The 16,094-nt window shown below is 62.1% G+C and carries 14 protein-coding genes; 7 read left to right on the top strand and 7 right to left on the bottom strand.

The genetic code is table 11. From position 1 onward, the window contains the following. Nucleotides 1-27: 27 nt before the first annotated feature. Nucleotides 28-1,464, top strand: a complete 1,437-nt coding sequence (gene sbcB / locus AB688_RS22650; RefSeq protein ID WP_063545972.1) for an exodeoxyribonuclease I — start codon at nt 28-30, stop codon at nt 1,462-1,464. A gap of 57 nt (nt 1,465-1,521) precedes the next feature. On the opposite strand, the gene mvaT is transcribed toward sbcB, so the two are convergent. Beyond that, on the bottom strand, nt 1,522-1,899 hold the full coding sequence (gene mvaT, locus AB688_RS22645) for a histone-like nucleoid-structuring protein MvaT (RefSeq protein ID WP_063545971.1): 378 nt from the start codon (nt 1,897-1,899) through the stop codon (nt 1,522-1,524). Nucleotides 1,900-2,192: 293 nt separating this feature from the next. On the opposite strand from mvaT, the gene purU reads away from it, so the two are divergent. Together purU and AB688_RS27295 are read left to right on the top strand one after the other, a co-directional pair. Then, nucleotides 2,193-3,044 carry a formyltetrahydrofolate deformylase gene (gene purU / locus AB688_RS22640; RefSeq protein ID WP_063545970.1) on the top strand — a complete coding sequence of 284 codons (852 nt, stop codon included), beginning with the start codon at nt 2,193-2,195 and terminating at the stop codon, nt 3,042-3,044. A 15-nt stretch (nt 3,045-3,059) separates the two neighbouring features. After that, on the top strand, nt 3,060-3,293 hold the full coding sequence (locus AB688_RS27295; protein ID WP_081255308.1) for a hypothetical protein: 234 nt from the start codon (nt 3,060-3,062) through the stop codon (nt 3,291-3,293). Here AB688_RS27295 and AB688_RS22635 read toward each other — a convergent pair. The 3 genes from AB688_RS22635 to AB688_RS22625 are packed head-to-tail and all read right to left on the bottom strand — an operon-like array spanning nt 3,199 to nt 6,066. Further along, a complete protein-coding gene (locus AB688_RS22635; RefSeq protein WP_063545969.1) occupies nt 3,199-4,191 on the bottom strand; it encodes a lysylphosphatidylglycerol synthase transmembrane domain-containing protein in 993 nt (330 codons plus the stop codon). The genes AB688_RS27295 and AB688_RS22635 overlap by 95 nt on opposite strands. Beyond that, nucleotides 4,188-4,952, bottom strand: coding sequence for a DUF2334 domain-containing protein (locus AB688_RS22630; RefSeq protein WP_063545968.1), 765 nt, complete (start codon nt 4,950-4,952; stop codon nt 4,188-4,190). The genes AB688_RS22635 and AB688_RS22630 overlap by 4 nt, the downstream gene beginning before the upstream one ends. Beyond that, nucleotides 4,945-6,066 (bottom strand): glycosyltransferase family 4 protein, encoded by a 1,122-nt coding sequence (locus AB688_RS22625; RefSeq protein WP_054893791.1) that lies wholly within the window; start codon nt 6,064-6,066, stop codon nt 4,945-4,947. Before AB688_RS22625 ends, AB688_RS22630 begins: the two co-directional genes overlap by 8 nt. Nucleotides 6,067-6,442: 376 nt before the next feature. On the opposite strand from AB688_RS22625, the gene AB688_RS22620 reads away from it, so the two are divergent. Beyond that, a complete protein-coding gene (locus AB688_RS22620) occupies nt 6,443-7,399 on the top strand; it encodes an IS110 family transposase (RefSeq protein WP_063545967.1) in 957 nt (318 codons plus the stop codon). A gap of 172 nt (nt 7,400-7,571) precedes the next feature. Here AB688_RS22620 and AB688_RS22615 read toward each other — a convergent pair whose 3' ends face one another. Next, nucleotides 7,572-9,446 carry a methyl-accepting chemotaxis protein gene (locus AB688_RS22615; RefSeq protein WP_063545966.1) on the bottom strand — a complete coding sequence of 625 codons (1,875 nt, stop codon included), beginning with the start codon at nt 9,444-9,446 and terminating at the stop codon, nt 7,572-7,574. A gap of 168 nt (nt 9,447-9,614) precedes the next feature. Here AB688_RS22615 and AB688_RS22610 point away from each other — a divergent pair, with 168 nt between their 5' ends. Further along, nucleotides 9,615-11,090, top strand: a complete 1,476-nt coding sequence (locus AB688_RS22610; protein WP_063545965.1) for a helicase HerA-like domain-containing protein — start codon at nt 9,615-9,617, stop codon at nt 11,088-11,090. Nucleotides 11,091-11,148: 58 nt separating this feature from the next. Here the strand turns inward: AB688_RS22610 and AB688_RS22605 are convergent, their stop codons facing one another. Together AB688_RS22605 and AB688_RS26620 are read right to left on the bottom strand one after the other, a co-directional pair. Then, the gene (locus AB688_RS22605) at nt 11,149-12,621 is read right to left on the bottom strand and encodes an inorganic phosphate transporter (RefSeq protein ID WP_054893788.1); all 1,473 of its coding nucleotides are present in this window, start codon (nt 12,619-12,621) and stop codon (nt 11,149-11,151) included. 315 nt (nt 12,622-12,936) lie between these two features. Next, entirely contained in the window at nt 12,937-13,137 is a 201-nt protein-coding gene (locus AB688_RS26620; RefSeq protein WP_081255307.1) for a hypothetical protein, read from the bottom strand. Between the two features lie 415 nt (nt 13,138-13,552). Between AB688_RS26620 and pcaR the strand changes: the two genes are divergently transcribed. Next, complete coding sequence (gene pcaR, locus AB688_RS22595; RefSeq protein ID WP_054893786.1) at nt 13,553-14,422, top strand: pca regulon transcriptional regulator PcaR; 870 nt, start codon at nt 13,553-13,555, stop codon at nt 14,420-14,422. A gap of 303 nt (nt 14,423-14,725) precedes the next feature. Beyond that, on the top strand, nt 14,726-16,072 hold the full coding sequence (locus AB688_RS22590) for an MFS transporter (protein ID WP_063545964.1): 1,347 nt from the start codon (nt 14,726-14,728) through the stop codon (nt 16,070-16,072). Nucleotides 16,073-16,094 lie beyond the last annotated feature (22 nt).

Raw genomic sequence — 16,094 nt, 5'->3', positions numbered from 1 at the left:
TCCGCGAACTTTGTACAGGACGACACCGTGAGCTCCAGCATCTTCTGGCACGACTACGAAACCACCGGTATCAATCCGCGCTGCGACCGGCCGCTGCAGGTTGCAGGCGTACGCACCGATTTCGAGCTCAACGAGATCGACGAACCGGTCAACCTGTATTGCCGCCCCTCCGACGACATCCTGCCGCACCCCGCCGCCTGCCTGGTCACCGGTATCACCCCTGAACAACTGATCGCCAAAGGCCTGGGGGAAGCGGAGTTCATGACCAGGGTGCATGAACAGTTGTCGCGCCCCGGCACCTGTGGCGCAGGCTACAACACCTTGCGCTTCGATGATGAAGTCACTCGCTACAGCCTCTACCGCAACTTCTTCGACCCCTACGCCCGTGAGTGGCAGGGTGGCAACAGCCGCTGGGACTTGATCGATGTAGTGCGTACCGCCTATGCCCTGCGCCCGGAGGGCATCGTCTGGCCGCAGCAGGACGGACGCACCAGCCTGCGCCTGGAGTTGCTGAGCAAGGCCAACGGCATCGACCACGGTCATGCCCACGAGGCCCTGTCCGATGTCCGGGCCACCATCGCGTTGGCTCGTCTGATTCGCCAACGCCAGCCCAAACTTTATGACTGGTTGTTCCAGTTGCGTAGCAAGCACAAAGTCATGGAGCAGATTCGCCTGCTCCAGCCGCTGGTGCATATTTCCGGGCGCTTCTCCAGCGAACGTAGTTACCTGGGGGTGGTATTACCCTTGGCCTGGCACCCGCGTAATCGCAATGCACTGATTGTGTGCGACCTGCACATGGAAACCTTGCCTTTAATAAGGGAAAGTGCCGAGGTATTGCGTTCGCGTTTGTACACGCGGCGCGAGGAGTTGGCTGACGGCGAATTGCCGGTTCCGCTGAAGTTGGTGCACATCAACAAGTGCCCGGTGGTGGCGCCATTGAACGTATTGCGCCCGGTCGATCAACAGCGACTGGGTCTTGATATGTCGCTTGTTCAGTCTCGCGCCGAACAATTGATGCAGCAGCATGACGCGTGGCGGGACAAGCTGGAGAACGTCTACAGCGCTGATGAATTCTCACCCAGCGAAGATCCTGAGCAACAGTTGTACGAGGGATTTCTCGGGGATCGTGATCGTCGCCTGTGCGAGCAAGTTCGTTTGAGCGAGCCGCGACAGTTGGGGCAGGGGCACTGGATGTTCGATGATGCGCGCATGCCCGAGCTATTGTTCCGTTATCGAGCGCGCAACTTTATCGACACGCTGAACGAACAGGAGCAACAACGCTGGCATCGCTTTTGCCAGCAGCGCCTTAGCGATCCGCAGCTGGGCGCGCCCAACACCCTGGGCGATTTCGAGCAGGCGGCGCAGGCGAGTCTGGCCAATGCGGACGATGCCGGGCGGCAGGTGCTGGAGGCCTGGCTGGCGCATGCCGGGAAACTGCGAATGCATTATGGGTTGGCAGAATAAATAAAAACGCCGGCGATGAGCCGGCGTTTTTGTTGAAGCCATACGCAATTGTCTGGATCAGTCCAGCAGGGTTGCCCAGCTTTCAACCACGTCACCACCCCACTTGGCTTTCCATTCTTTCAGGGTCTTGTGGTTGCCGCCTTTGGTTTCAATCACTTCACCGTTGTGCGGGTTTTTGTATTGCTTGACCTTGCGAGCACGTTTGGTGCTGGTGGTCTTGGCAGCGCCACGCGGGGCCTTGCTCAGTTTGGATTCCGGGTCGAGCAGGGCAATCACGTCACGCAGCGACTTGGAGTATTCGCCCATCAGTGCGCGCAGTTTGCCTTCGAATTCCAGCTCTTTCTTCAGCTTGTCATCTTGCGACAGGTTGGCGAGGCGAGCTTGAAGTTCCTTGATAGCTTCTTCGGTGGCGCGGTATTCGTTGATCAGGGACATGGAGTGTTCCTTGGTGAATGTACAGAGAGACAGTGGGCCAATAATAGACAGGCGATACCCGCAAGTAAACAATTAATAAGGGTGTCAAATGTCGAATCATTGTGACGCAACAATAAGAATGCGTCGGTAAAGAAAAATTTACATATTGCGTTATGCGTATCTTCTCACCTCATGCGCCAGCCCGCGGAGGGGCCTGGTCGGCATTGAGCCGCCACACAGGCCAATGGTTACTGCCTTTTTCACGGCAGATGGCTAGAATGTGCGCCTTTGCGAAGTTTTCCGGAGTCTGATCCATGCGCACCTATCGTCTGACGATTGCCTGCCCCGACCGTGTCGGCATCGTGGCAAAAGTCAGTAACTTCCTGGCCTTGTACAACGGCTGGATCAACGAAGCCAGCCACCATTCCGACGAGCAGAGCGGGTGGTTCTTCATGCGCCATGAAATCCGCGCCGAATCGCTGCCATTCGGTATCGAGGCCTTCCGCGAGGCCTTTGCGCCGATCGCCGAAGAGTTCTCGATGAGCTGGAATATCACCGATTCGGCGCAGAAGAAGCGCGTGGTGCTGATGGCCAGTCGCGAGTCGCACTGCCTGGCCGACCTGCTGCACCGCTGGCACACCGATGAGCTGGACTGCGATATCCCGTGCGTGATCTCCAACCACAACGACCTGCGCAGCATGGTCGAGTGGCACGGTATTCCGTTTTTCCACGTGCCGGTCGATCCCAAGGACAAGGCCGCGGCCTTCGCCGAAGTTTCGCGCCTGGTTGCCGAGCATGGTGCTGATGTGGTGGTGCTGGCGCGCTACATGCAGATCCTGCCGCCACAGTTGTGCCAGGACTACGCGGGGCGTGTGATCAACATCCACCACAGCTTCCTGCCATCGTTCGTCGGCGCCAAGCCCTACCACCAGGCTGCACTGCGCGGTGTGAAGCTGATCGGTGCCACTTGCCACTATGTCACCGAAGAGCTGGACGCAGGTCCCATCATCGAGCAGGACGTGGTGCGTGTGAACCATGCCGACAGCATCGAGGATATGGTTCGCTTCGGTCGTGATGTGGAGAAAATGGTGCTGGCGCGCGGTTTGCGCTACCACCTGGAAGACCGCGTGCTGGTTCACGGCAACAAGACCGTGGTCTTCGACTGACCGGAGCCCGCCCAGATGGCCGATCCGCGTGACAAGGCTGGCGCCCAGCCTCCGCCGACACTCGGTGAAGGCTGCCTGGCGCGCTACGATCCCGAGGCGTTGAGCGACGAAGACGGTACCGAGTTCGAAGGTGCCGCCGAGCTCTGGGAGCAACTCAACCCGCCTGACGCCGCCAGCGCTCCAGCAACGGGCGCGCCAGCAGGCAGACGAACACCGGCCCCCCGGCGAGCAGATAGAAGTAATAAGTGACTGCGCGCCAGATCAGGATCGCCGCCGCCGCTGTCGAGCTGCCCACCAGTGGCGACAGCAGGGTCGCCGAGGTCAGCTCGGCGGCCCCTGCACCGCCCGGCAGCAGGCTGAATTGGCCGGCACTGAGCGAGAGCATCTGCACCAGGAAGCTCGGTATCCACGACAGCTCCACCCCCAGCCCCCTCAATACCAGATACAGCACGCTGTAGCGCAAGCTCCAGTGCGCGCAGGTGAGGGCGAATACCAGCGCCAGCGTGCGCTTGGGCAGGCGCCAGGTTTCGGCCAGTGCCCGGATGAAGCGCAGCAGCCTGCGTGCCCAGCGCCGACGACGGCTTTTCGACAAACCCAGGCGTTGCAGCAGACGGCCGTTCCAGCGCATCACGCCACGACGGCAGCGCAGCAGCACGACGATTGCCGCCAGCACGCCACACAGCAAGGCAGCACTGCCCAGCAACATGCTTTCCTGGCTGCGGCCCAAGCTGTGGAACAGGGCGTAGCCGGCGATGGCCAGCATGGCGCAGAAGAAGAACAGCAGGTCGTTCAACTGATCCATGGCGAACACTGCGCCACTGCGGGCGGGGCCAATGCGTTCGCGGGCCAGCAGTGTCATCAGGGTCAAAGGGCCTCCGCTACCGCCGGGCGTAGTGCAGATGGCGAATTCGGTCGCCATCACCACACCCAGGCTGCGTACTCTGCCCAGTTGCGCGCCCTGCTGGCCGAGCAGCAAGCGCAGGCGCACGGCGTTGATGATCCAGCACAGCAGGATCATGCCTAGCAGCGTTGCCATCAGCCCCGGGTCGAACGTCTGCAGGCGCGGCAAGAGTTGGCTGCCGCCGAGCAAACCCGGCACCAGCACGGCGAGCACCAATGCCAGCCCCAGCCAGGCGAGGCGGTTCATGGGCAGATCCTGCGCTCCAGCCAGGCGGATTTGGTCAGAGGCTCACGCCCTTGCTTGATCAATTCACGCAGGGTACGCAACCAATAGTTGCGTGCGCTGGCGTGGCGCATATCCACCGGATGCAGGCCCAGGCGCAGGGTTTCGGCCTGGCGCCAGCGTCGAGCCTGCCAATCACAGAGCACCCGTGACATACCGCGGCGCCATGCACTGCGGGCGCTCCAGACCAGCCCAGGAGCTTCGATCGCGGTGAAGTCCGGCAGCCGATAAAGGTGCTGCGGTGTGCTGGTGTAGCGCAGCGGCAGGCGGCGCAGGGCCTGGCGGGTGCCTTCGCTCATCAGCCAGGCGGGCGCGACGAAGCCTGCGACCGGCCAGCCCTGGCTGGCGAACAGGGCCAGGCCCGCCTCCAGACGTTGCAGGGCTTCGCGCTGCTCCAGCGCATAGAACTCGCCCTCATGGGTGTAGATCCGGCGCATGAAGTACTCGGCAGGCCCGCGTGGGGCAGGGCCATCGTCGGCGTGGTAGAAGCCGTGCAGCGCCAATTCGTCGCCGCGCGCCAGGCGCCGATCGAGCAGGCGGCAGAAGTCGGGGGAACGGGCCAATGCGTTGCGGTGGTGGAAGTCCGGGACCACCAGCCAGGTCATGGGCACGTCGCCCATTGCATCGACGGCTTCGACGAAGGGACGGTAGTCGGGCCAGGTTTCGGGCGCCACATCGTGCAGCACCAGCATCAGGCTACGCGAATCGGCGGGCGCTTCACGCATGGGCGCGTACCTGTGGCGACAGGCCAAGCACGGCCTGGTAGTGCAGCAGCAGGCCATCGACCACGCTGTCCCACGAGTAATGCTGCTCCACATGGCGACGGGCCTGGGCGCCGAGGGGGCGCACGCCGGCTTCGAAGATTTCGCGCACTGCCCCGGCCATTGCCTGGCTGTCGTTGGCCTGGCACAGGCGCCCGCACTGGTCGTTGACGATCTCGCCGAAAGCCCCGGCGCGCACGGCGACCACCGGTGTGGCGCTGGCCATGGCCTCGAGTATCACCAGGCCAAAGGTTTCCTGGTCGCCGGCGTGCAGCAACAGGTCGGCACTGGCGAGCAGGCGGGCCACTTCATCGGCGGGGCAGAAGTGGTCGATCACGCTGACGTTGTCCGGCACGTTGGCCGGCATGTTCGAGCCGACCAGCAACAGGTGGTAATGGCGACCCAAGTGGCCCATGCACTCGAGCAGCACTGGCAGGTTCTTCTCCCGCGAGCCGCGACCGGCGAAGACGAGCAGACGAGTGGTGTCGGGAAGGCCGAGCTGGGCCCGCAGGTGCGGATCGCGCCTGTCGGGGTGGAAGGTATTCAGGTCGACCCCCAGGGGCTGTACATGCACATCCCGCACGCCAAGACGGCGCAGTTTGTCGGCCATCACCTGGCTCGGCGCCAGCACCCGGTCGAAATTGCCGTAGAGCTTGCTGACATAGGCTTCGACATTGGGGGTGAACCAGTTGCCCATGCGGTTGCTGACCAGCAATGGCAGGTCGGAGTGATAGAAGCCGATCACCGGCACGTCCAGCTTGCGTCGCGCCTCAAGGGCGGCCCAGGCGGTGAGGTAGGGATCGCCGACCTCGATCAGGTCAGGCTTGAGGCGGCGCAGCACGTTGCACCAGGGCGTCAGGCGTACCGGAAAACGGTAGCCCTTGCCGAACGGCAAGGGCGGGGCTGGCACCTGGTAGATGCCATTGGCATCACGGGCGCTGGGGCCGGGGATCAGCAGACTGTGGCGTACGCCGGGCATGGCGTCGAGGCGATGGTGTTTGGCATCAAGATAGGTCCGTACACCACCGCTGGCCGGGGCGTAGAACATGGTGATGTCAGCGATGTGCACGATCAGCATCCCTCCGGGATCGTCTTCGGGTCTGTCATCCGGCGGTAACAGACCGACGGTGACGCGCCTAAAGGTTGACCTTTATGAAGGATAGTTTGTTCGATCGGGATTGGGCGGCGGGGCATCCCGACTTGCCCGCTGCGGGAGCGGGCGAGTCGGGACGCCCCGCCGCTTGTGTCTTGATAGGGGATTAGAATCTGGAGTGAGAGCGGTGAATGGCAAGCTGAATGCCGCGTGTGCCTTGAGCACGAGTGGGAGCACAAGCTGCCATTCACCGTTCCACTTTGGCGAGAGCCCGAACAGTTGGATGCGGCCTTGATCTCGAATCACAAGCGTGGGCCAAGCCAAAGTCCTCTCACTCTGTTGAGTCTAGGAGATTTTGGTGATGGTTTCCTTTGTGGGTATCGATGTTTCTAGTCGCACGCTGGACATAGCGGTGCGTCCCCAGAGCCTCAAGATCAATGTCACCAACGATCAGGCAGGGTTCGAGGTATTGGAGAAGAGCCTTCGAGGCCTCAAGGTCAAGCGTGTCCTGCTGGAGGCGACAGGCGGATACGAGCGTGAGGTGCTGAGCTTTCTGCAGAGCGCTGGCTACAAGGTCATTCGCGTAAACCCTAGGCGAGCCAGGTCGTTTGCCGAGTCCATGAATATCAAAGCCAAGACCGACGCCATCGATGCAGCGGTATTGGCGCATTTCGCCGAAGTTATCCCCGATAAACCTACTCTGCAGGTCAGTCCGCAGAGGGCGTTGCTGCGCGAGCTGCTGCAGCAGCGTGATCGTCTGGTCCAGCAGCGAGACGACGACCGGCGGCGCCTGAAACAGGCTCAGTCTGAGGTGGTCGCTCGCTTCCTGAAGTCCAACCTCCAGCACTTCAGGTCTCAGATCAGACAGATTGAGCATGAGCTCAAGCTGCATGCCGAAGGGCTGGGTGATGAACGAATTGCTCAACTAGTCCAGGTCAAAGGTATCGGGCTGGTGACGGCTGGGAAGCTTGTGACGCTGCTGCCGGAGTTGGGCCATGTGGAGGCCCGAGAAATAGCCTCGCTGGTTGGGGTGGCACCTTTCAATCACGACAGTGGAACATCCGTAGGCAAGCGCTCGATCTCGGGAGGCCGTTTCGGGATAAGGTGCGCGTTGTACATGTCGTGTTTGGTGGCCGTAAGGCAAAACCCCTCGCTCAAGGCGAAGTACCAAGCACTGCGTGAAAGGGGCAAGGCAGCCAAGGTCGCGATTGTGGCCTGCATGAGAGTTTTCATCGTACGACTCAATGCGATGCTAAGAACAGGCACCCCCTGGCAGGATGTGGAATTGCCTCAGTGCAAGAGCGCAACACCGGCGTAAATCCGAACGCCGTACGTGTGGGAGCGGGTTTACCCGCGAAAAAGACACCGCGCTGCCTGGCACGGGCTACGCCCGTGTTCGCGGGACAAGCCCGCTCCCACAGGGGATTGGGCTGGTCTTTAGATTTTGAGCAAGACAGTTGCTCCCACAGGTGCTGCGCAGCCCTGAGGCGTCAGATGCGGAAACTGCCCACCAGTTGCTTGAGGCGCGCGGCCTGCTGTTCCAGATCGGAGCAAGCGCGCAGGGTGGCCTGCAGGTTTTCCACGCCCTCCTGGTTGAGCGTGTTGATCTCGTTGATGTCCATGTTGATCGACTCCACCACCGAGGTCTGTTCCTCGGTGGCGGTGGCCACCGACTGGTTCATGCCGTCGATCTCGCCAATGCGCTGGGTCACACTGCCCAAGCGCTCGCCGGCCTGGTTGGCGATTTGCACGCCGTCCTGGCTGTGGCGTTGACTCTGGTCCATGGTCTCGACCGAGGTGCGGGCGCCGACCTGCAACTCCTCGATCATCCCCTGGACCTGCTGCGCCGATTCCTGGGTACGGTGGGCGAGGTTGCGCACCTCGTCGGCCACCACCGCGAAGCCGCGGCCGGCCTCACCGGCACGGGCGGCCTCGATGGCCGCGTTCAGCGCCAGCAGGTTGGTCTGTTGGGAGATGCTGGTGATGACCTCGAGGATCTGGCCGATGTTGACGGTCTTGTCGTTGAGGGCCTCGATATGCGCGCTGGAACTGACGATCAGCGCCGACAGGCGGTTCATCGCCTGGATATTGTGCTCGACCACCTGCTGCCCTTCTTCGGCGAGCAATCGGGCAGAGCTGGCATGCTGCGAGGCTTGTGCGGCATTGCCGGCGATTTCCTGGGCCGCGGCGCCCAGCTCGTTGATGGCGGCGGCGACGCTGTTGGTGCGGTTGGCCTGCTCGTCCGAGTTGAGCATCGAGGAGTTGGAGGCGCTGACCACCCGCAGCGCCACTTCGTTGACCTGCTCGGTGGCCGAGGAGACTTCGCGAATCGAGCTGTGCACCCGTTCGACGAAGCGGTTGAATGCGCTGCCGAGCACACCGAACTCGTCATGGTTATGGATGTTCAGGCGCTTGGTCAGGTCGCCTTCACCTTCGGCGATGTCCTCCATGGCACGGGTCATGGTGTGCAGCGGTTGCATCAGCACGCGGATCAGCAGGCCGAGCAGGGCGATGATGATGACCACCGCTACCAGCGTGGCAATCACCGCCGAGTTACGGAAGGTGCTGAGCATGCTGAAGGCTTTGTCCTTGTCCACCGACAGGCCGATGTACCAGTTGGCCGAAGGCAGGCCCTGGATGGGGGTGAAGGTGAGCAGTCGCGCCTGGCCGTCGACCTGCACCTCGGTCAACTCGCGGGACAGTTTCGGGGTGTTCTGTGGGAAGGCCTCCGACAGCGATTTCATCACCAGGGCATTGTCCGGGTGCACCAGGATCTTGCCCTGGTCGTTGACCAGGAACGCGTAGCCCATGCCGCCGAAGTTCAACGAGTTGATGATCTGTACCAGGCCGTCCAGCGCCAGGTCGCCCCCGACCACGCCGACATCGCTGGAAACCTTGTCGAGGATGCCCATGACCATCTTGTTGGTGGTCATGTCGATGTAGGGTTCGGTGAGGAGAGGGCCGCTGGCGGCCATGCCGTCCTTGTACCAGGGGCGTACGCGCGGGTCGTAGCCGTCGGGCATCTTGCTGTCGGGGCGCACGCTGAAGCTGCCGTCGACCTTGCCCAGGTAGACCGTGAGGAAACTGGAGATCAGCGCCTGTTGCCCCATCAGGGTTTCGGCATCGGCCGGATGCTGGGCGATATTCTGCGCAAGGTTTTCCACCAGCCGGATCCGCCCTTCGAACAGGTGGCGGATCGTGGTGGACGTGGACTGGCCCATTTCTGCCAGGTAACTCTCCAGATTGGCGCGAATGGCATTACGCTGGAGATAGTCGTTGTACAACGTGAACAGCGCAAAGGCCAGTATCACGATCAGAGAGGCCGCCAAGAGAATCTTGTGGCTGAAACGAAGGCTTTTGTTCATGACGTCGTCGGGTCCGCTAAGGTTTTATCGGGTCGCTCGCACGAAGCACAGCAGAAAACAGTGCAACAATCCGGTGAGCCTTGGTGGGTTGTGTCCTGTATTTCGGGTCAATATCGCCTCTGCATATCGGCCGCTTTTAGGCAAAGCTTGAGAAGAGGATGAAATAAGATGTCGGATTCTTCGCAAATCGTTGTAGGTGCCGGTCTAGACGGCTTGCCAGTCGGCCAGGCCATGCGCTTGGCCAACCGCCATGGACTGGTCGCCGGAGCGACCGGCACCGGCAAGACCGTGACCCTGCAGCGTCTGGCCGAGGTGTTCAGCGACGCGGGTGTGGCGGTGTTCGCGGCAGACGTGAAAGGAGACCTGTGTGGCCTGGGGGCGGCGGGTTCGCCCCAGGGCAAGGTGGCCGAACGCATTGCCGGGATGCCTTGGCTCGCCCACCAGCCCAAGGCCTACCCGGTGAGCCTGTGGGACATCGCCGGGCAGAGTGGTCATCCGTTGCGCACTACCCTCAGCGAAATGGGCCCGTTGCTGCTGGGCAACCTGCTTGAACTGACCGACAGCCAGCAGGCGGCGCTCTATGCGGCGTTCAAGGTTGCCGACCGCGAGGGGCTGTTGCTGCTCGACCTGAAAGACCTCAAGGCGCTGCTTGGCCATCTGAAGGACAACCCACAGCTGCTGGGCGAGGACAGCGCGCTGATGACCACCGCTTCGACCCAAGCCTTGCAGCGGCGCCTGGCCACGCTGGAACAGCAGGGGGCCGAGGCGTTGTTCGGTGAGCCGGCGCTGCAACTGGAGGATCTGCTGCGGGTCGATAGCGATGGCCGCGGGCGCATCCACCTGCTTGACGCCAGCCGCCTGGTGCACGAGGCGCCAAAGGTCTATGCGACCTTCCTCCTGTGGCTGCTGGCCGAGCTGTTCGAGCAACTGCCGGAGCGCGGCGACGCCGACAAGCCGGTGCTTGCGCTGTTCTTCGACGAAGCGCACCTGCTGTTCAACGGGACCCCCAAGGCCCTGCAGGATCGTCTGGAGCAGGTGGTGAGGCTTATCCGTTCGAAGGGTGTGGGGGTGTACTTCGTTACCCAGTCCCCGGGCGACCTGCCCGATGCCGTACTGGCGCAGCTGGGCTTGCGCATCCAGCACGGGCTGCGGGCCTTCACTGCCAAGGAGCAGAAGTCGCTCAGGGCCGTGGCCGACGGTTTTCGTCCCAATCCTGCCTTCGATACCCTGACGGTGCTCACCGAGCTGGGGATCGGCGAGGCGCTGGTGGGTACTTTGCAGGACAAGGGGACACCTGAGGTCGTCCAGCGCGTGCTGGTGGCGCCGCCGCAATCGCGGATCGGCCCGCTCACCCCGGCGGAGCGCAGTGCACTGATCGCGCAGTCGCCCCTGGCAGGGCGTTATGACAAGCCGATCGACCGTGAGTCGGCCTATGAACTGCTGACCCAGCGCAAGGGCGAGCCGGTGGAACCGGCGCCTCAGCCCAAGGCTGACGCAGACAGCCTGGCGGACAAGGCGGGTGAATTCTTGCAGAGTGCGGCAGGGCAGGCGATCAAGTCGGCGGTGCGCCAGGCCGCCAACCAGTTGGGCAGGCAGCTGGTGCGAGGCTTGATGGGATCTTTGCTGGGAGGCAAGAAGCGCTGAGTTTCCCCAGGGCATGAAAAAGGCGCCGTCGCGGGCGCCTTTTTCAATGCTGCAGGTGTCAGCCGATCGCTTTGGAGGCGAGCCAGAACAGGCCAGCCGCCAGGCCCATCGAGGCTGGCAGGGTCAGTACCCAGGCCAGCAGGATGGTCTTCACCGTGCCGCCTTGCAGGCCGCTCTTGTTGGCGACCATGGTCCCGGCAACACCCGACGACAGTACGTGGGTGGTCGAGACCGGCAGGCTGAACACGTTGGCCATACCGATGGCGCAAGCTGCGGTGATCTGTGCCGACATGCCCTGGGCGTAGGTCATGCCCTGCTTGCCGATCTTCTCGCCAACGGTCAGTACCACACGCTTCCAGCCGACCATGGTGCCCAGGCCCAAGGCCAGGGCGACGGCGACGATCACCCAGAACGGGGCGTATTCGGTGGTTGCGGTGAGGTCCTTGCGCAGTTTTTCCAGGTCGGCCTTCTCGCGGCTATCCAGTCCTGGCAGTTTTCCGACCTTTTTCGCGGTGTCGTCCAGGCACAGCAGGTAGCGACGGACTTCCACACGCTGTTCGGCGTTCAGGTCACGGTAGTCGGTCACGCCCTGGAGCGAGGTCTGCAGCGCGGCAATGGTTGGCTCGGTCTGTTGCGGGTTGCAACTGAACTGCTCCGGCAGGTCGTTCGACTTGGCCTTGCCCAACGCCAGGAACTCGCCAAGCGTGGCGGCATTGCGCTGGTAGAACTGGCTCATGTGCAGGGTGGCGTCGCGGGTGCGCTCGATCTGGTAGGTGGTGCTGTTCAGGTCGAGAACGAACTTGGCCGGGACGATACCGATCAGCACCAGCATGATCAGGCCAATGCCTTTCTGGCCGTCGTTGGAGCCGTGCACGAAGCTCACGCCCATGGCCGAGATCACCAGCACCAGGCGGTTCCAGAAGGGTGGGTGCTTCTTGTCGTCGAGCTTGCGGCGCTGGTCCGGGGTCTTGTGCATCTTCGACAGCGGGCGCCACCATTTCAGGCCAATCAGCACCAGTGCGGCAACGGCGAAGCCGGCCATGGGCGAGACCACCAGCGACATGGCGATGTCGATCGCTTTCTGCCAGTTCACGCCGTCACCCAGCGGGATGTCGCTGAGCAGTGCGTTGGCCAGGCCAACCCCGAGAATCGAGCCGATCAGGGTGTGCGAGCTGGACGCCGGGATACCGAAATACCAGGTTCCCAGGTTCCAGGTGATGGCGGCGGCGAGCAGGGAGAAGACCATGGCCAGGCCATGCCCGGTGTTCACGTTGATCAGCAGCTCGACCGGCAGCAGGTGCACGATGGCATAGGCCACCCCGACACCGCCGAGCAGAACCCCGAGGAAGTTGAACACACCCGAGAAGAACACGGCCAGGTGCGGCGGCATGGCTTTGGTATAGATGACGGTGGCTACCGCGTTGGCGGTGTCATGAAAGCCATTGATGAACTCGAATGCGAGCACGAAGGTGAGGGCGAGCACCAGGCTCACGGCTACCCAGGCATCCAGTCCGCTGAATAAATCGATCATGAAGGTTTTCTGGCGGTCGTAGGGGGGCCGGATTATGCCAGAAAACCATGGCAATCGATGCACCCGTGACAGACAGATGGCAGCTTTTCTAAAGCCGCCATGCCGGTTCGACGGTAGGGAGCAAAGCGAAATCGACGAATAAAAAACCGTTAATTTCGTTGAAATGCAGCGAATACGCGATCAATTGAAGGGCTTCGCAGGATTCAAACGATTGTATGAAATTTGTGTAATTCCATTTCATCATCGTCGATTGCAGAAAAAGCGCACGGCGCCATGGCGTTCAGCGCCATGGCGCATTGCGATCACGCCCTGAGCTCAAGGCTCTTCGGGGCGCCGTTCCTTTTCCATCTTCTCCAGTTCCTCGGAGAAGGCTTGGTCAAGGAGGCTGGCACGTTTGCGCCAGGGTTTGCGTTCCGGTTCCGGTTGGGCAGCATAAGTGGTGACTTCACCACCATAAACATCCTTGTAACGTTCTGCCTGGCGCTCGAGTTCGGCGCGCAGTTCATCTTTCGTCACAGTATCGACCTGATAAATTGAAGAGGTTCTCGGTACGGGGCTGTAACACGCGATGCGCGTGGATCCATTTCCCAGCGTGCATACAGACCCGAGCGCCGAATTATAACCGTCGAATCACCAATGGCCACGGCCTTTACTCGAGCCTGATTGTGCAGTGGGAAGTTGACCCGTTGTACTTGGGAAGTTGGAGGCGACGTACCGAGTAAAGTTCGGATAAACAGTGCAGAAATGAAAACGGCCTCGCTGGTAAGCGAGGCCGCTGCCTTTAGTCTTCTACGGTGGGTACCTGACCAGTCTCTCCAAAGAAGCCACAAGGGCATGAGAAAGGTATAAGCAAACGTGTCGGCGGTCAATTGCGATTATCGGCCGCTTGTTCGATAATCGCACGAAGCGCCGTTTTTTTTGAGGTCTGCCGATGAACGATGAAACCAACGCTTCCACGCCCAGCGATCCGCAGCGTGCCGTCTCGCCTTCCCTGGCACCGCCGATCGTCGCATCGCCGGCCAAGCGCATTCAGGCGTTCACCGGCGACCCCGACTTCATGACCTCTCTGGCCCGGGGGCTGGCGGTGATCCAGGCCTTCCAGGAGCGCAAGCGCCACCTGACCATTGCCCAGATCAGCCACCGCACGGAAATCCCCCGCGCCGCAGTGCGTCGTTGTCTGCACACCTTGATCAAACTCGGTTACGCCACTTCCGACGGACGTACCTATTCGTTGCTGCCCAAGGTGCTGACGTTGGGGCATGCCTACCTCTCCTCGACGCCGCTGGCCGTCTCGGCCCAGCCCTACCTGGACCGTATCAGCGAGCAACTGCACGAAGCGGCGAACATGGCGACCCTCGAAGGCGACGACATTCTCTACATCGCCCGCTCGGCGACGGTGGAGCGTCTGATTTCGGTCGACCTGTCGGTGGGTGGCCGCCTACCGGCCTATTGCACCTCCATGGGCCGAATCCTCCTGGCGGCACTGGACGACACCAGCCTGCGCGAGTACTTCGAGCGCGCCGATCTCAAGGCTCGAACCAGCCGCACCTTGCATGATCCCGAGTCGCTGTTCGCCTGTATCCAACAGGTGCGCGCCCAGGGCTGGTGTGTGGTCGACCAGGAGCTGGAGCAGGGGTTGCGCTCGATCGCCGTGCCGATCTATGACGCTTCAGGGCAAGTGCTGGCAGCACTGAATGTCAGCACCCACGTCGGACGGGTGACGCGCAACGAACTGGAACAGCGCTTCTTGCCCATACTGTTGTCGGCCAGCCGAGATCTTTGCCATCAGTTGTTCGGTTGAGCGTCTGGGATGGCGCGCCGCCGCAATAGGTGGACAAGCGGTAGAACTATTCTTGTGCGATAAACGCACAATGTCGTTCCTCGTGAATTGCGCCCGCCGCAGGTGCTGATTAATGTTTCTCGCAACGTTCGGCGCTGCCGACCGGACAATAACAACACGAGACAAGCCCATGACCACTGTCCCCTCGCTGCCTTGCGCAGTTGCATCGTTACCCAGCTGATTTCAACGCCCGTACCGGTTTCTTTAGCCCTGCGCCTTATTGGTCGCAGCGGTGTACCTGCGCCCATCTTCTGGATAACAACAATGAACAAACCGCAAACTGCTGTCGGCAACTGCCTCGATGTACAGTCGTTCATCAACGACCAGCCGCTGTCCCGCTATCAATGGCGGGTGGTGATCCTGTGCTTCCTGATTGTCTTCCTCGATGGCCTGGACACCGCAGCGATGGGGTTCATCGCTCCGGCGCTGTCCCAGGAGTGGGGGATCGACCGTGCCAGCCTGGGCCCGGTAATGAGCGCCGCACTGATTGGCATGGTCTTCGGCGCCCTGGGTTCCGGGCCGCTGGCAGACCGCTTCGGTCGCAAGGGCGTGCTGGTAGGCGCGGTACTGGTGTTCGGCGGTTTCAGCCTGGCCTCGGCGTACGCCAGCAATGTCGATCAACTACTGGTGCTGCGTTTCCTGACAGGCCTCGGCCTGGGCGCTGGCATGCCCAATGCCACGACCCTGCTGTCCGAATACACCCCGGAGCGCTTGAAGTCGCTGCTGGTGACCAGCATGTTCTGCGGCTTCAACCTGGGCATGGCCGGTGGTGGCTTCATCTCTGCCAAGCTTATCCCAGCCTACGGCTGGCACAGCCTGCTGGTGCTGGGCGGTGTGCTGCCGTTGCTGCTGGCGGTGGTGCTGCTGGTGTGGTTGCCGGAGTCGGCGCGTTTTCTGGTGGTGCGCAATCGCGGCACCGACAAGGTGCGCAAGACGCTTGCCCCGATCGCTCCGGCCGTGGTTGCCCAGGCCGCGAGCTTCAGCGTGCCGGAGCAGAAGGCCGTGGCTGCGCGCAACGTCTTCGCGGTCATTTTCTCTGGCACATATGGCCTGGGCACGGTGCTGCTATGGCTGACCTACTTCATGGGCCTGGTGATCGTCTACCTGCTGACCAGTTGGCTGCCGACGCTGATGCGCGACAGTGGCGCCAGCCTTGAAACAGCAGCCTTCATCGGTGCGCTGTTCCAGTTCGGCGGCGTACTCAGCGCCGTGGCGGTGGGCTGGGCGATGGACCGCTTCAATCCGCACAAGGTCATCGGCATTTTCTACCTGCTGGCCGGGGTGTTTGCCTACGCGGTGGGTCAAAGCCTGGGCAACATCACGTTGCTGGCCATTCTGGTGCTGGTCGCGGGGATGTGCGTGAACGGAGCACAGTCGGCGATGCCGTCGCTGGCAGCGCGATTCTATCCGACCCAGGGGCGTGCCACGGGGGTGTCGTGGATGCTGGGCATTGGCCGTTTCGGCGCGATTCTCGGAGCCTGGAGCGGGGCGACGCTGCTGGGGCTGGGCTGGACCTTCGAGCAGGTGCTGACCGCGCTTCTGGTGCCGGCGGCGCTGGCGACCGTCGGGGTTATCGTCAAAGGCTTGGTGAGTCACGCTGACGCCACCTGATCAGGCATTGGGGGAGTGGCCT

The organism is Pseudomonas putida, from assembly GCF_001636055.1.
GTDB classification, from domain to species: domain Bacteria; phylum Pseudomonadota; class Gammaproteobacteria; order Pseudomonadales; family Pseudomonadaceae; genus Aquipseudomonas; species Aquipseudomonas machongensis.
This window is presented reverse-complemented; position numbering and strand designations above follow the sequence as displayed.

Excerpts from the sequence above, each read along its gene's own strand:
- AB688_RS27295 (WP_081255308.1), top strand. The coding sequence starts at position 3,060 with ATGGCCGATCCGCGTGACAAGGCTGGCGCCCAGCCTCCGCCGACACTC.
- pcaR (WP_054893786.1), top strand. The coding sequence starts at position 13,553 with ATGAACGATGAAACCAACGCTTCCACGCCCAGCGATCCGCAGCGTGCC.
- AB688_RS22620 (WP_063545967.1), top strand. The coding sequence starts at position 6,443 with ATGGTTTCCTTTGTGGGTATCGATGTTTCTAGTCGCACGCTGGACATA.
- mvaT (WP_063545971.1), bottom strand. The coding sequence starts at position 1,899 with ATGTCCCTGATCAACGAATACCGCGCCACCGAAGAAGCTATCAAGGAA.
- AB688_RS22610 (WP_063545965.1), top strand. The coding sequence starts at position 9,615 with ATGTCGGATTCTTCGCAAATCGTTGTAGGTGCCGGTCTAGACGGCTTG.
- AB688_RS22615 (WP_063545966.1), bottom strand. The coding sequence starts at position 9,446 with ATGAACAAAAGCCTTCGTTTCAGCCACAAGATTCTCTTGGCGGCCTCT.
- purU (WP_063545970.1), top strand. The coding sequence starts at position 2,193 with ATGCGCACCTATCGTCTGACGATTGCCTGCCCCGACCGTGTCGGCATC.
- AB688_RS22605 (WP_054893788.1), bottom strand. The coding sequence starts at position 12,621 with ATGATCGATTTATTCAGCGGACTGGATGCCTGGGTAGCCGTGAGCCTG.
- AB688_RS22625 (WP_054893791.1), bottom strand. The coding sequence starts at position 6,066 with ATGCTGATCGTGCACATCGCTGACATCACCATGTTCTACGCCCCGGCC.
- AB688_RS22635 (WP_063545969.1), bottom strand. The coding sequence starts at position 4,191 with ATGAACCGCCTCGCCTGGCTGGGGCTGGCATTGGTGCTCGCCGTGCTG.
- AB688_RS22590 (WP_063545964.1), top strand. The coding sequence starts at position 14,726 with ATGAACAAACCGCAAACTGCTGTCGGCAACTGCCTCGATGTACAGTCG.
- AB688_RS22630 (WP_063545968.1), bottom strand. The coding sequence starts at position 4,952 with ATGCGTGAAGCGCCCGCCGATTCGCGTAGCCTGATGCTGGTGCTGCAC.